This window comes from Frankia sp. CgKIO3, assembly GCF_977946435.1.
This window is the reverse complement of record NZ_CDWTMO010000016.1, coordinates 1-14,663: the sequence shown is the minus strand read 5'-3', so window position 1 is coordinate 14,663 and position 14,663 is coordinate 1. Positions and strand designations below refer to the sequence as shown.

9 protein-coding genes are annotated in these 14,663 nt (G+C 70.4%); 1 reads left to right on the top strand and 8 read right to left on the bottom strand.

What is annotated here, in order from left to right:
- Window positions 1-126 precede the first annotated feature (126 nt).
- The 8 genes from AC08OJ_RS03610 to AC08OJ_RS03575 form a co-directional block, all read right to left on the bottom strand.
- Window positions 127-1,404, bottom strand: coding sequence for an N-acetylmuramoyl-L-alanine amidase (locus tag AC08OJ_RS03610; protein ID WP_476594234.1), 1,278 nt, complete (start codon window positions 1,402-1,404; stop codon window positions 127-129).
- A 364-nt stretch (window positions 1,405-1,768) separates the two neighbouring features.
- On the bottom strand, window positions 1,769-2,095 hold the full coding sequence (trxA, locus tag AC08OJ_RS03605) for a thioredoxin (RefSeq protein ID WP_476594233.1): 327 nt from the start codon (window positions 2,093-2,095) through the stop codon (window positions 1,769-1,771).
- Between the two features lie 148 nt (window positions 2,096-2,243).
- Window positions 2,244-3,290, bottom strand: coding sequence for a thioredoxin-disulfide reductase (gene trxB / locus AC08OJ_RS03600; protein ID WP_476595065.1), 1,047 nt, complete (start codon window positions 3,288-3,290; stop codon window positions 2,244-2,246).
- A 219-nt stretch (window positions 3,291-3,509) separates the two neighbouring features.
- Window positions 3,510-4,721: a hypothetical protein gene (locus AC08OJ_RS03595; RefSeq protein WP_476595064.1), complete on the bottom strand. Its 1,212-nt coding sequence runs from the start codon at window positions 4,719-4,721 to the stop codon at window positions 3,510-3,512.
- A gap of 6 nt (window positions 4,722-4,727) precedes the next feature.
- Entirely contained in the window at window positions 4,728-5,138 is a 411-nt protein-coding gene (locus tag AC08OJ_RS03590; RefSeq protein ID WP_476593709.1) for a sigma factor-like helix-turn-helix DNA-binding protein, read from the bottom strand.
- A 109-nt stretch (window positions 5,139-5,247) separates the two neighbouring features.
- Window positions 5,248-7,218 (bottom strand): protein kinase family protein, encoded by a 1,971-nt coding sequence (locus AC08OJ_RS03585; protein ID WP_476593710.1) that lies wholly within the window; start codon window positions 7,216-7,218, stop codon window positions 5,248-5,250.
- Between the two features lie 405 nt (window positions 7,219-7,623).
- A complete protein-coding gene (gene murJ, locus AC08OJ_RS03580; protein ID WP_476595063.1) occupies window positions 7,624-10,257 on the bottom strand; it encodes a murein biosynthesis integral membrane protein MurJ in 2,634 nt (877 codons plus the stop codon).
- Window positions 10,258-10,489: 232 nt separating this feature from the next.
- The gene (locus AC08OJ_RS03575; protein ID WP_476595062.1) at window positions 10,490-12,853 is read right to left on the bottom strand and encodes a DUF6049 family protein; all 2,364 of its coding nucleotides are present in this window, start codon (window positions 12,851-12,853) and stop codon (window positions 10,490-10,492) included.
- 172 nt (window positions 12,854-13,025) lie between these two features.
- Here AC08OJ_RS03575 and AC08OJ_RS03570 point away from each other — a divergent pair, with 172 nt between their 5' ends.
- The gene (locus tag AC08OJ_RS03570) at window positions 13,026-14,516 is read left to right on the top strand and encodes a CCA tRNA nucleotidyltransferase (RefSeq protein WP_476593713.1); all 1,491 of its coding nucleotides are present in this window, start codon (window positions 13,026-13,028) and stop codon (window positions 14,514-14,516) included.
- The last annotated feature ends 147 nt before the right edge of the window (window positions 14,517-14,663 follow it).

Below are 14,663 nucleotides of genomic sequence, written 5' to 3'. Positions count from 1 at the left end.
CGTCGACGGACGCGGAGGCTGTCACGGAACCAGCCTAGGCTGCCGAGCATGAATTTTCCCCATCGACGCACCGGCCTCGTTTCACGTGAAACGTCAGCCTTGTCGATGGAATGTCTTGGTGACCGGTCAGGTGCGGCTAGCAAGGCGGGGGACGTGAAGCTGGCCCGTCGGCGCGTCCTGCTCGGGTGGGAGAAAGAGCCGTTGGGCCGCGGCGAGCACCGCCTCGGCGACGGTTGCCCGGAATGCGGTGAAGCCAAGGGCCTTGGTGTCATGTTCGTTTGTCAGATATCCGAGGTCGAGCCGTACGGCCGGCATCCGGGTCCGCCGAAGCAGACTCCAGACTTTCGGATGGGTGCGGCAGTCCAGCATGTCGGTCCGGGAGACGATTTCACGGTGGACGAGCTGGGCGAAGCGCTCACCCACGGCGGACGACCCGCGCGCGTTGCCGTAGTAGTAGGCCGACACCCCCTGGGCGTGCGGGGATGGACTGCTGTCGGCGTGCAGCGAGATCAGGAGATCTGCTTCGAGCTCGTTCGCCCGCGCGGCCCGCTCCTCCTCGCTGGGGGACTCGTCCAGTCCGTGGATGAGGTGCGCCTGCAGGCCCGAGTCGAGTAGCCGCGTGGACATCCGGACGGCGAGGTCGGCCATGAGATCCCGTTCGCACAGATTGCCGCAGACGATGCCCGGATCGTCGCCACCGTGGCCGGGATCGATGGCGACGACGACTCCGAGCAGCGAGGAGCCGTGGGCCAACAGCCGGACAGACTCCCGCAGCACGTCGGGCCGGCCACCAGTGACTGTGCGCTGCAGGCGTTTGAGTTCGCGCAGGGTGTGTGGCCCGCATTGGCCGTCCGGATCGAGACCCCGGTTGCGTTGGAAGTCGCGGACCGCGGACTCGGTGCGTGGCCCGAAGATCCCATCCGTGCGGCCGACGTCGAAACCCATGTTGAACAGGCGCTCCTGGAGCGCCGCCACGTCATCGCCGACAAAAGGGTGCGCGGGACTGTGGTAGAGCAGACGGTCGCCGAGCTTGTGGCGTGCCTCCTCCAAGGCACGCGCCGTGTCTGGACCGAGTATCCCGTCGGCGGACAGCCCCCGGCTCTGCTGAAAGGCGCGCAGCGCGTTGTCGAGGTCTCGGTCGAACCGATCGGCCGGCTCGGCCGGAACGCCGCCGGGAGTACCGTCGACAGCCGGGACCCGCGTGTCCTGGGACGGGTCCGCGGCGGAAGCAGCACCTCTATCCGAGGCACTCTTATCCAGGGCACTCTTACCTGGGTCACCCTTACCCGGGCCGGCCGGATCCCGGCTCTGCCGGGGCGTCACGGGAAGAAAACCAAGATAGGTCAGGGCCGCCCGAACCTCGGCGACGGCGGAACCTTGGTCTCCCAGACGTAGCAACTTCACCGATGCATACCTTTCAGCTCGCCTGCCCCAACGTGCCCCTGGCGAAACCCGGTGCCCCTGGCGAAACCCGATGGTCGGGGCCACCGCGTCGACGAATGATGCGCCGACGGCCGATTGCTGAATCTCAAGCCTAGGGCATGCCCGTGCGGTCTCGACCGACCGCGAACCGGATCCTCCAGTATTGACCGTGCGTGACCAGGCCGCCGTGATACTCCCACGATGCTCGTGACGGCGGGAGAAAGTTCCCGGGCTGCACGTGGTATCCGGTTGTCGTGGGCGAACCGGCGCGGACCAGTCCGGGAACGACGTCGGCCCGCCGGGATCACACCCGGCGGGCCGACGGTGGAACGACCGCGTGACGAGATCAAATGTAGGCCGAGAGGTCACGCAGCAGGGCGGCCTTCGGCTTCGCGCCGACAATGCTCTTGTCGATCGCGCCCTTGACGAACACAGCCATGGTCGGGATCGACATGATCTGGTAGTTCCGGGGGGTCTCCGGGTTCTCGTCGATGTTCAGCTTGACGACCCGGAGCTTCTCGCCATGCTCCTTGGCGATCTCCTCCAGAACGGGTGCGACCATCTTGCAAGGGTCGCACCACTCGGCCCAGAAGTCCACCAGGACCGGCTTGTCGCTCTCCAGTACCTCGGTCACGAAGGTGCTGTCGGTCACGGGGGTGGTGGAACCTGCCATGTTGTTCTCCCTGATGGATGATCTCTTAGTGGACGGGAAGGCGATCAACGGGCCGGTGGTGGCCCGCGGACGGCGCCCGACCGGCCTTCGGGCAGCCGGGTCGGGCAGGCCTGATCCAGCGCCGCTCGGTCGGCCGCTCGGCGCTGGATCAGGCAGGTTGCGGCGTCGGGGTCACGACCCGGGGAGCCACGGTGGTCACCTCGCCCGGGCCCTCCCCGGCGGCGATGAAGCGCTCCGCGTCGAGAGCGGCGGCGCAGCCCGTGCCAGCCGCGGTGATGGCCTGGCGGTAGGTGTGGTCGACCACGTCGCCACAGGCGAAGACCCCGTCCAGGTTCGTCTTCGTGGTCGGGTGCGCGACCGAGATGTAGCCGGCGTCGTCGAGGTCGAGCTGACCACGGACGAGTTCGGTACGCGGAAGGTGACCGATCGCGACGAACAGCCCGGTGGCCGGAAGATCCTTCTCCTCACCGGTGACGGTGTCGCGTAGCCGGACGCCGGTGAGCTTGTCCGTGCCCAGGAGCTCGGTGACCTCTGCGTTCCACCGGAACTGGATCTTCTCGTTGGCGAAGGCCCGCTCCTGCATGATTGCGCTGGCCCGGAGTTTGTCCCGCCGGTGGATCACCGTCACCGAGCGGGCGAAGCGGGTCAGGAAGGTCGCCTCCTCCATCGCCGAGTCGCCCCCGCCAACCACCGCGATGTCCTGATCCCGGAAGAAGAAACCGTCGCAGGTCGCACAGGCGGAGACCCCGTGGCCGAGCAACCGCTCCTCGTGTTTGACGCCGAGCATGCGGTAGGCCGAACCGGTGGCGACGATGACCGTGCGGGCGAGGTAGGTCCTGTCCTCGATCTTGACGACCTTCGGGTTCGCCGCGAGGTCGAGCTCGGTGACGTCGTCGGCCACCAGTTCGGCTCCGAACCGCTCCGCCTGCCGCCGCAGGCTCTCCATCAGTTCCGGACCCTGGATGCCGTCCGGAAACCCAGGAAAGTTCTCCACCTCGGTGGTGTTCATGAGCGCTCCGCCGGCCGATACCGCGCCCTCGAACACGAGTGGCCGTAGGTTGGCCCGGGCGGTATAGATAGCGGCCGTGTACCCTGCGGGGCCCGAACCGACAATGACGACATCGCGTATGTCGTCCTCGCCGTCGGGCTGGCTGCTGCGGCCGGTGACATCCTGGCCGTCCTCCTGGGCTGTCACACCCGCTCCTTTCATGCTACGGGATCCCTGTGAGCCGGGTGGGCCCTCGCCGGTACCTGTCGCCCCGGCTTCATCCGAGTTCCTCGTTCATCGGTCCGTCCATGGAGACGGTGCCCGACAGCGACAACCGTTTCCGCGGGCATCTGATTCCATCCGCGCCCGCCACCGGTGCGTGCCACGGCCGGGCTCCCGGCCCCTCTCGATGCGTCAACCCCCACCTCAGTGCCGCAGGGTGGACACGCTGTACCACGGCGCGGTGGAGACGGTGGTGATGCCGCAGCGGGCGTCGACGACCAGCACCCTGGCCACCGCCGGTTGCATGGGCACGGAGAGCACGATCAACAGCGCCGGCTGGTCGTTGTAGACGACGCGGTCGAGGGCGAGGATCGTTCCACCCGTCTGCGCCGCCAGGCTCTGGTAGCACGGGCGCAGGCCAGGGGTGTCCAGCACCGAGCGCAACCGGTCGACGTCCACCGTCGCAGGGGTCGTCGCGCCGCCGGCCGCCGCGGGCGCGGGCGGCGGCACGAGCGGCAGCGCCGCGGACCCCAGGATCCGGCCGGCCAGCAGTTCCCGGCCGTGCCGCACGACGTCCGAGGGAGCGACGCTCGCCTGCGAGACCGCCATCATGATGAGGGGAGCGGAGCTGGCGGAGCCGCGTTCGGCCACCACCGAACCGCCGGCCGGGCCGGAGCTGTCCACGGGGTTGGACGCCGCTACCCTGTGATCGACGTTGGCGCTCCGCAGACCGTGGTACACGAAGATCGCCGCCCCGAAGGTGATGAAGGCGATGCAGACCGCCATGATGGACACCCAGTCCCGTCGGGGGCGCGCACCCGGCGCACCCGGACGGCTCCGCGGATCCCGGCGCCGGGCCGGTTGATGGTCTGTGAGCCCAGCCCCCGCCCCACCTCGGCCGGGCCGCCGCCTTGGCCTGTTGCCACTCGCCGCCCGCCCACCCGTGCCATCCCCTGGATCGGTGTGGACGGCCTCGGTGTGGACCGCCTCGGTATCCCCCACGAGGGGTTCCGTGCCGGTGGCCCCGGCGGCTCCCGTGGTGCCGGCGAAGCCGGAGCTCGCGGGCCCCGGACCGGTCGGCGCGGCCGGGTTCCGGCCCGGTCCCGGCCGAGAGGGAGCAGGTGCGTGGGCCGCCAGCGCAGCCTGGAGGCGTTCGGCCACCTCGCCGGGCATCGTCAGGGCCGCCAAGCGGGAGAGGTCCGTACGGACCCTGCGGAGGGCGACCATCGACTCCTGGCATGAGACGCAGCCCTCGATATGCTCGCGGACGGAGCGGGGGAGCGGCTCTCCGTCCGCGAAGGCGTCCAGCAGCTCGGCGTCCGGGTGATGCACGTGCGCGCGCAAGCGGCGACCCGCCGGGAAGGGATCGGAGGGAGCCGCCGGTCGGCGTCGGTCACCCGCAGGCTCAGTCGCCATTGCTGATCACCTCCTTCGGCAGATCCGGATGGCGTCGGCCGCGCCCGCGGGGCCGCGGCGGATGGGCCGACCTCCGGTAACGGGCTGCTGCCCCGGTGAGCCCGCCGCATCCTGGTGTCTTCCTTCTGAGACGGCGGGCGAAGCCGCCGGGTTCCCTGACCGGGGGGGACCCATCAGGACGGCGAGCTGCGCGCGACCGCGCGAACGCCGGCTTTTCACCGTCCCGACCGGAACTCCCAGCAGCCCCGCCGCCTCGGCGACGGGTTGTCCTGCCACGTCCACCAGCACCACGGCGGTCCGCAACCCGGGCGTCAGCCAGCCCAGCGCCTCCTCGACGTCCAGGTGCAGGTCATGCTCGGCGACGCACCCGCGGGGATTGACCGGATCACGAATCTGGCCTTTCGGGGTAGTCGTCATGGGCACCGTCGGGCGGGCGGTACGGCGGCGCAGCCCAGCTCGGCGTCGGGGCGGCCACCAGGACTTCGGCGGGTGGACCGACTCTCACCGTCCTCTCACCGTCCTCCCGTCAGGACCGGAACGTGATCTCCGCGATCGACCCGCGGTACTGCCCGGCGTTCGACGGCAGCGAGGTCAGCCACAGCACCCAGTACTGCGAGGGGTTCACGTCCGACGACATCGGCAGGACCACCGTGCCGCTGGCGCCCGACTTCTGGGCGACCACGCGGTCGAAGCCGTCGAGCGACTCCGACAGCCTGTCGCCGCTGCGCAGCTCGAACGACACCGGACCCAGGCTGCCGACCGTCACGGTGGCCGAGGTGGGCAGGATCTTTTGCGGAAATGCCATGCGCAGCCCGACACCCGGCTTGAGGTTGCCGAACGTCGAGCTAGTGTAGTTGCTCGTCGTCCACTCCGTCGACGTGTTCCCGTCGAACGCCTTGCCGACATCCGCCGGTTTCTCGGTCTTGGGTTCACCCGAAGGTGCGAGCGGGTCGAAGGAGTCCGTGCTGCTTGGCTTGAGGATGGTTCCGGTGGGGGTCGCTGGCACCGTGGTCGGGGTGCCGGAGTTGGCAGCGTTATTCTTTTCGCCGTTGCCACGCAGGGTGATTACGGCGACCACCGCGATTGCGACGACCACCACCAGAGCGATCCACGGCACGGCCCGCCCCAGCGACGGCCCGCCACGGCGCCTCGGGCCGGAACCAGGCGGGTAGCGGTCGGATCCCGCCGGGTAACCGCCACCTCCGGCTGGATAGCTGCGGTCGTCGTACCCGCTGCGGCCGTAGCCGGTCCCGTCGCCGCGGGACCCGTGGGGGCCTTCCACCCGGGTGTCGTACCGGGCGTCCCGGCCGGGGCCCGGGTAGCCGGCGGTGTCGGCATAGCGGCCCTGCGCCGGGTAATCCCCCGGCGCGAGGTAGTCCGAGGATGCGAAGGCGTCCACGTCCATCGCCTCGGTGCTGGGCGGGGCGTCACCGAGGCTCATCAACCCGGTGTCGAGCACGGCGTCCACCGGGTTGATCGACTTCAGCTCTTCGACCAGGTCGGCCGCCGTGGTGATGGGCGCCCCGACCCGATCGTCGCCGAGGGTGGCCATGGTGATGGCGTCGAGATCACGCGGAACTGACGAGGCGACCTGTCGGGGAGTCCGCAGCCGGCCGCCCGAGGTGGGTGCGGTGGGCAGACCGCGGTCCCCGCCGAGGGGCCAGTAACCGGTGAGCCCGGCATACAGCAGGCCACCGAGCGCCCGGACGTCGGCCGCGGCGATCAGGTCGGGATTCACCGCCGTGGCGTCGGGGCCGCAGCCTGCGCGGTCGGCCGTGCCTGGGCCGGAACCGTCGTCCCCGCCGATCCCACTCTGGTCGGGCTGGTTACCGTGCCCGTCGAGCTCCGTCGCGGGGAGGGAACCGTCGAGTTCCGCGAGCACCCCGCCGATCTCCAGGTCAATGACCTTGACGGTGCCGTGGCTGGAGACGATGACGTCACCGGGGTTCAGGTCACCGTGATGGATGCCGCGCTCGTGTGCCGCGGCGATGACTCGGGCCGCGGCGAGCACCACGGCGCCGGCCTGCTCCGGGCGTAGCGGCCCGTCGGTGGAAAGCTGACGCAGCGTCTTGCCGTCCACCCATTCCGAGACGACGTAGGAGATGCGTCGGGACTCGGCCGTGGTAGTGGTGGCGTCGTAGGTCGAGGCGGCGCCGGGATGCACCAGCCGACCGGAGTTGATCGCTGCGGTGAGAAGCCGGCGGGCCGCCTGCTCCTGCTCCGGATCCGTGGCCGGCCCGCCGCCGCCCGCGGACGCGGGGCCGTGCTCGACGATGCGTACTGCCACCGGTCGGGCGAGCACCTTGTCGTCGCCTCGCCAGAGGGTGACGGGCCCACGGGTCGTCAACGCGGAGAGCAGACGGTAGCGGCGGTCGAGCACGGACTCGGCGAGGATGGCGGTGCCGGAGTGCGGCGTCGCACCCCGGACTCCGGGCGCGTTCGGGTTCACGTCGTTATCGACGTCCCCGGCCTGCGGTCGGTTGCTTCCGTCGACCACAGCGCCTCCGTCGTCCACGGGCCCGGCGTCCACAATCCGCCGTCGGGCTTCCCTACCTCACCCGGGCAGGGGTTCCGCCCAGCGTGCCGCCACCGTAGGCGGACACCCCGGGTACCCTCCGTCGCTCTGACCAGCCGCCTCGATGAACGAAGCGACGAGCGGGAGGCTGCGCCTGGTTTACCGGCGACGTTGGGTGGGGCCCGCGCACAGCGTGTCCAGTGTACGAGGAGGTCAGAAGGATCTCGCGAATGTCTTGGGACAACCCGCCCATGTGTACCGACTGTGACGATCGGCGAGCCGATTCTTTCGGTGACGTGCGAGGATGCCCCGGGAGTAACGACGACAAGGATCTTTCTGGTGCCGGCGGGATCGTCTTGGCTGGCCCCTAGGCGCCATCACTGCCGGTCAGCCGCGTTGCGATGATCGCCCCGGCCGTCGGGACAGCCGGCCGCCGAGTCGTCCGTTCACCTCCGCCAGCAGGGCGTTGATCTCGTGTATCCCCATCCGGGTGGCGACCGCGAGGAAGAGCCCGCCTCCCACGGCCGCGGCGAGCACCACCGCGACCCCGGAACCAAGCCACCCCTCACCCACGACCGCGCGGGCACCTCGGGCGAGCAGCGACGCGAGGACGGCGCCGATCCCGGCCGTGATCGCGACCCGGGTGATGACCTGCACGGTGCGATTGCCATCGATTCCCCCGAGCCGCCGGTGCAACAGGGTGCTCGTCGCCGCGAGGCCCATCAGGTAGGCGGTGGCGAAGGAGAGCGCCAGCGCGACGGCCCGGTGCTCCTCGGGCACGACCACGGTGAGGACCAGGGCACCGATGACGTTCACCGCCACGACCCCGATGTTGACCAGTGCCGGGGTGCGACTGTCCTGGTAGGCGTAGAACACCCGTAGCTGTACCTGGAACAGGGAGAACGGCACGAGGGCCAGGGCGAAGGCGCTGAGGGTATCGCCGATGTCCATAGCGTCGCCGTAGCCGGTCGCGCCGTGATGGAATACGGCGACGGCGATCGGCCGGCCCAGGGCGAGGATGAACAGGGCGGCGGGCACGATCGCGGTGATCGTGACCCGGGTCGCCATCGAGATGTCGGCCCGCACCAGGTCCCTGCGCCCCTGGGCGGCGTGCCCGCTCATCCTCGGCAACAGTGCGGTGATGACCGAGACGCCGATGATGGCGTACGGGAGCTGGAAGATCTGGTATCCGTACGTGTAGATCGTGTAGGCGGTCGTCGCCGTCGACAGGTTGACGATCACCAGGTAGCCGGCCTGGCTGATCACGACGAACAGCAGCGTCCACCCCGCCAGCCGAGCCGTCGAGCGCAGTTCGGGATGCCGCATGTCCAACCGCGGCCGGTAGCGGAAACCGACCTTGCGCAGCGAGGGGAGCAGCGCGAGGGTCATGACGACGACGCCCAGCGTCGTCCCGGCGGAGAGCACCGTCACCTGGGTGTCGGTGATGGCCTTCGGCCCGTCCACACCCGGCGGGCGCGGACCCGCGATGAAATAGGTGAAGCTCAGACAGGTGACGATGACCAGCAGGTTGTTCAGGATCGGGGCGAACATGGGCGCGGTGAACGACTGTCTGACGTTGAGGATCGCCCCGATCGTCGCGCCTACCCCGTAGAAGATGATCTGCGGCAGGAACCACCGCAGCATCGTGGCGGCGAGCGCCCGCTCGTCGGAGCCGGCGTGCAGGTAGAGGCTGATGATCCACGGGGCGATCAGCATACCCACTGCCACGACGACCCCGAGGCCGAGGATCATGAGTGTGAGCAGCGACGACGCGAACGCGTCCCCCCCGTCGGGATCCTCCTTCGCGGTGCGGACCATGACCGGCACCACGACGCTCGTGAGGACGCCGCCGAGGAGCAGGTCGTAGAGGATGTTCGGCGTGGTGTTGGCGACGTTGTAGGCCTGGCTCACCGCACCGGTCCCGATCGCCGCAGCGATCGCGACGGTCCGCAGGAATCCGGATGCCCGGGAGACGATCGTGCCGATCGCCATGGTTCCACTGGCCCGGCCGAGGCCGGGCCCGGCCTTCGCCGGCCCGCCGGCCTGCCTGGTTGCGCTGCCGTGCTGTGCCGTTGCGCTGCCGTGCTGTGCCGTGCCGGTGTTTCGTCGGGCCGGTTCGGGGGGGATGCGGCGGACGTTGCTGCGAGGAAGTGCCACCGTCGGCTTGGACTCGCTCAAGGACGGACGACGGCGATCGTCGCCGTCCCGACGGGAACGGTCGGCTCGGGTGCGTCGCTCCGGACGCGCTGCACGGTCTGGGCGGTCTGGGCGGTCTGGGGTGTCCTGCCATGAGGATCGTCCGATGGGGATGACGGGGCCGACCCCGGGCGGGGTCGGCAGCCGGCTCGTCCGCCCGTCGTCCAGCGGCGGGGTGCTGCGTTGCGATCGTTCCGGTACGCGGGGCCCCGGCGGCGGACCTCCTTCCGACGGAGGCAGCACATGGGGAGGCGGCGGTGGTGGGCCCGATGTGGCGGGAAGCTTCCGGGTCTGCTCGCCGGCGGTCATGCGCGGAGCGTCGGGACCGGGGATGCGGCCTGCGGATCGCGGATACCGCTTGTCGCGGGGGCTCGCGGGATCGTCGTGGCGCGGGTCCGGGTGGCGCGGGCCGCCGTCATAGCGCGCGTCGTCGTACCGCGGGTCGCCCTGCCGCCGGTCTTCATGGCGCGGCGTGTCGAACCGTGGCGCGCCACGGCGTCCGTCCGGGTCAACCGGATGGTTCCGCTTCGGACGGTCCCGTTCGGAGTACCGGGGCCGGCGCGCGAGTCCCCGGTCCGGATCTGGCTGCTCCGGACGGATCTGCCCGGGATAACCGGGATACGACTGGTCCGGGGGGAACCGGGCCGGGCGTTCGGCCGCCGGGTAGCCGTCCTCGTCGGAATACCCGACGTCGGAATACCCGGCGTCGCGTGGGTCCCGGTCCGACGGTCCATCGCCGGGACCGGTACCGCGATCACGCCGGGGGCCGGTACCACCCCTGCGATGCCGGGCCCCCGGCCGGCCTTCCTCCTCGACCGGCGTCATGGGCCGCTCCGTCGCCGTCGGAAGGGAGCTGTGGCCGCCGAGTCGTCGGTGTCCTCCTGGCTGTCGAGGCCGTGGCGAAGGGTGCCTCGGTCCTGGCCTTCATAGCGCCGGATGGCCGTCCGCACCACCGGCGTCGTCGTAGTCGAGGTGGCGGCTTCGCGCTTGTCGTCGCCACTATGCCGGGTCGAGACCGAGGCGGCCGGGGTGACCGGATCGACCTGGTTCACCGGGCTCACTGGGTCCACCGGGTAGAGCGGGGCAGCCGGGTGGAGCGGGCCCGCCGGTCCGGTCGCCGCCTCGTGCGGGCCCGCAGCCGTCGCGCCAGGCGGATGACGACCGCCAGGAGCAGCACGCCGACGGCACCGATGGTGATCGCGGTCGCGACGGCGCCGTAGACGGTGGATCGGACGAGAACCCGGTTCGGTGGCTCCGTGGACAGCGCCTGCCCGTCGAGGTTGAGTTTGCGGATCTCGAGGGGAAACGTCCCCGCACCCTCGGCCTCCATCTCGATCTCGACCTGAGCCTTCTGCCCTGGGGGAAGGCGGAGTGTCTGCCGGGCCGGCGAGCGCAGCCGGGACCGGTCGGTCGAAGAGAAGGCGAGCACCACAGTGACCTCGTACTGGGTGTTGTTCTCCAGGGTGATCGGGACCAGCCCACGTCTGCTCGTCAGGTTGACGCTGCGGGAGGCCACCACCTGGATTCCGTTGCGGCTCGCGGACGCCTCCCCGTCCACCTGCTGGCTCAACGACACACCGTCAACCCTGCGGTCTCCCCGCCACGCGGCGGAGGTCGCCGTGACAAGTGTGTTCTTCATCGGGTTGATGAGCTGCAGCTGGCACCTGGGGCCGCGCCTGGGCGGGCACAGCACGGGGCTCAGGGCCTGCACCTCGTCAAGGACGTCCTCGACGGCGGTGAGGTAGTCGGTCGGCAGCTCGCGGGCCTGTGCCTCGGCCGGGTAGGCAAGCCGGCCCGGCCGGTCGTCCGGCCGGCTCTGGCCCCCGACACCTGCGTCGAGTCCCACCGAGGTGGAGTAGCCGCTGGTGAGGGTGTCGAGTACCGACCGTGCCCAGTCGCTCGGCGGGTCCCAGTCCCGGGGCAGCGCCAGGACCTGGAACCGTTGCTCGGGCCGTTCGGCAGTGATCATGCCGAGCTCGGCCCGCAGGCGTGCCAGGGCCGTCCCGAAGCCGGGACCGTCGGGCAGCCCGGTGTAGGCGGTTGCGATCCTGGTGAGCTGGCTGTCGGCCGCGAGCGCCTGGATCGGTCCGGCCGAGGTGGCGAGGCTGACGGTCGCCGACGGGGTATAGGTGATCTTCGCTGCGGAGGATAGCAGCTGGTCATCGAGGATCACGGTCCCGACCTCCAGCTGGCGCAGTATGTCCACGGTGGTGGCGTCCGCCGACCCGTCGGCGGGATAGGCGATGGTGCCCTTCTGCAGGGGGTCACGCCCCAACAGGTGGGCCAGCACAACTTCGCCAGTCTTGACGGCGTACTTCACCGTGTCCAGCTTCCGGGCGCGGACGAGCGCGGTCAGATCGGCATCTCCGTAGGGCAGTGCGAACACCACGCCTCCCTGCTCGGCGAAGCGCACGATGTCGGAGAGGAGAAGGGCCGCGTTGGCGTCCGTCTGCGCATGAACGGGCCCGCCCGGGGTGGCGTAGTCGTAGCCGCCCGGCTGCGCCATGATGGTCAGCGCCTGCACCAGGGTCGGATCGACGGCGAGCGTGACCGGCGGCGTGGCGGCGGTCAGCAGCCGGGACAGCCGGCCGCCCGGCTTCACCTCGTCCGCGAGCGCGTTGTCGGTCAGCCGGCCGTCCGAGCGCAGGCGCGGCTGATCTGCGATCGGCAGGACCGCGGCGACCGGTGTCCTCGGCTGCTGTGGGTTCGGCGCCCAGACCAGGAAGGTGTAGGCCGCGCCGATCGGTGCCACGGCGCGGCCCCCGACGGAGCCGGTAATCCGTAGCTGGACCGGGTACACCCCCAGGCTCGGCGGCAGGTCCAGCGCGGCGCGATCGGCGGCGATCCGGAAGAGCACGGGCGCGGCACCCTGGATGGGCGGGGCGGCCAGCGGTTGGGTGCCGTCGCCGTTCGCGAGGACCACCTGGCGGTAGCTGCGTGTTCTCGCCGCGGCCGGGTCATCGGTCAGAGTGGCCAGCTGCCCGCGTGAGGTCACCCTGGCGCCGATCCACAGGCTCATGGAGAGGTGGGCCAGCGGCTCCCCGACCGTGGTGATGAGCTGGCCGCTGACGGAGAGCATGGTCGAGCCCCCCGGGGTGGGGGGACTCACCTCATCCAGATCGATCGTCACCGGATTCGGCGGACCGCCGGGTCTGGCTGCCGTGCCACCCGGAGTGATAGATAGCGAATTATCTGATTTGTCGGTGGATGAAGATGTGGAAGACCGTGGTGTTTTTGTGGATGAATCGTGGTGGGTAACCGGTTCGACGAGGACTCCCCCGGCCGGCGCGGGGGTCGAAGCCGAGGCCGAGGCCGAAGCCGCGCAGACCCCGGGCACGGCCACGGCGAACAGGGCTAGCGCCGCGAGTATCGCCGCCCGGCGCAACGGCGCGCGACCGGTGGTGGAGATCGGCGGCGGCATGGATTGATCGTACGAGTCCCCCGGCGACCAGCCGGCCCGCCTGTCCGGGACGCCGGGGTTACGGCTTGATTCCGCTGGGCCCTTCCCGGGCGGACGCCGAGAAATCATGATCATTGTTTTGGGTCCACGTAACGGATCATGGGCGGTGAGGCCGTAACCTGAAGGTGTGTCAGTGATCAGTCTGGACAATCCGCGAGACTCGGCCGAACGGGTGGTGAGTGAGTTGCTGAGGGTGCCGCCGGCCGCCGATGAGCTCGGTTGCGTCTTCACCGCGAACGGTTACCTCCTTCACCTCGTCGGTGGTTCGGTACGGGACGCCCTGCTCGGCCGGCCGGCGTCCGCCGTGTCCGGGGCCGCACCAGCCGATCTCGACTTCGCCACGGATGCTCGCCCCGAGCGGGTTCTGGAGATCACCCGAGGATGGGCGGAGGCGACCTGGGAGGCCGGAATCGCCTTCGGCACGGTCGGGCTCGCTCGGCACGGTGTCCGGTTCGAGATCACCACCTACCGTAGTGAGGTGTACGACCGGCAGTCCCGCAACCCGGCCGTGACCTACGGCGACAGCCTGGAGGCGGACCTGTCCCGGCGGGACTTCACCGTGAATGCGATGGCGGTGTCCGTGCCCGGCCATGACTTCGTCGACCTGTTCGGCGGGATGACAGATCTCGCCCGCGGCGTGCTGCGTACCCCCGCAAGCCCCGAGGCGTCGTTCGACGACGACCCGCTGCGCATCCTGCGGGCCGCCAGGTTCGAGGCGGCCCTGGGCCTCACCCCGGTACCCGAGCTGGTCGCGGCGATGCGCTCGCGGGCCGATCGGCTCGCGATCGTCTCCCCCGAGCGGGTCCGCGACGAACTGCGCAAGCTCATGCTGGCTCCCGACCCGGTCGCCGGTCTGGAGCGGCTGGTCGAGGTCGGGATCGCCGACATCGTGCTGCCTGAGGTGTCCGCCATGCGGATGGAGATCGACGAGCACCACCAGCACAAGGACGTCTACGCCCACACCATGACGGTGCTGCGTCAGGCGATGATCTTGGAGGAGCCGGGGGAGCCGGACGAGGTGCTGCGCTGGGCCGCGCTGCTGCATGACATCGGCAAGCCGCGAACCCGTCGGCACATGGCGGGCGGGCGGGTGTCCTTCCACCACCATGAGGTCGTCGGCCGGGACATGACCCGCCGTCGGCTCGCGGCGCTGCACTTCCCCAAGGACGTGACCGACGCGGTCTGCCGGCTCGTCTACCTGCACCTGCGCTTCCACGGATACGGGGCGGGCGAGTGGACCGACGCCGCCGTACGCCGCTACGTGCACGACGCGGGTCCCCAGCTCTCCCGGCTACACAAGCTGGTCCGCTCGGATTGCACGACCCGCAACCGGCGCAAGGCCGCGGCGTTGTCCCGGACGTACGACTCGCTCGAGGAACGGATCGCCGAGCTCGCCGCGCGCGAGGAGATCGCCGCGATCCGGCCGGAGCTTTCCGGGGACGACATCATGGCGCTGCTGGGGCTGTCACCGTCCCGGTTGGTGGGTCAGGCCCGGTCGCACATGCTGGAGTTCCGCTTCGAGCACGGGATCGTCGGCCGGGAGGCCGCCGAGGCCGAGCTGTTCCGGTGGGCCCGGGAGCACGAGGTGCCCGTTCCCGGTGAGCTCACGCCTCGGCGGGGGTGACCGGCCTGGGTTGGCCGTCCGGGCCAGGGTGGTCGGCCGACCGTGCCGATCTGGGCTCGCCGATGTGACGGATGATCCGGTCTTCCGGATGGCGGCGGGCGGCCCGGTAGTACAGGATCCCGGCGAGCGCGTAGCCGGCCCCGGCCA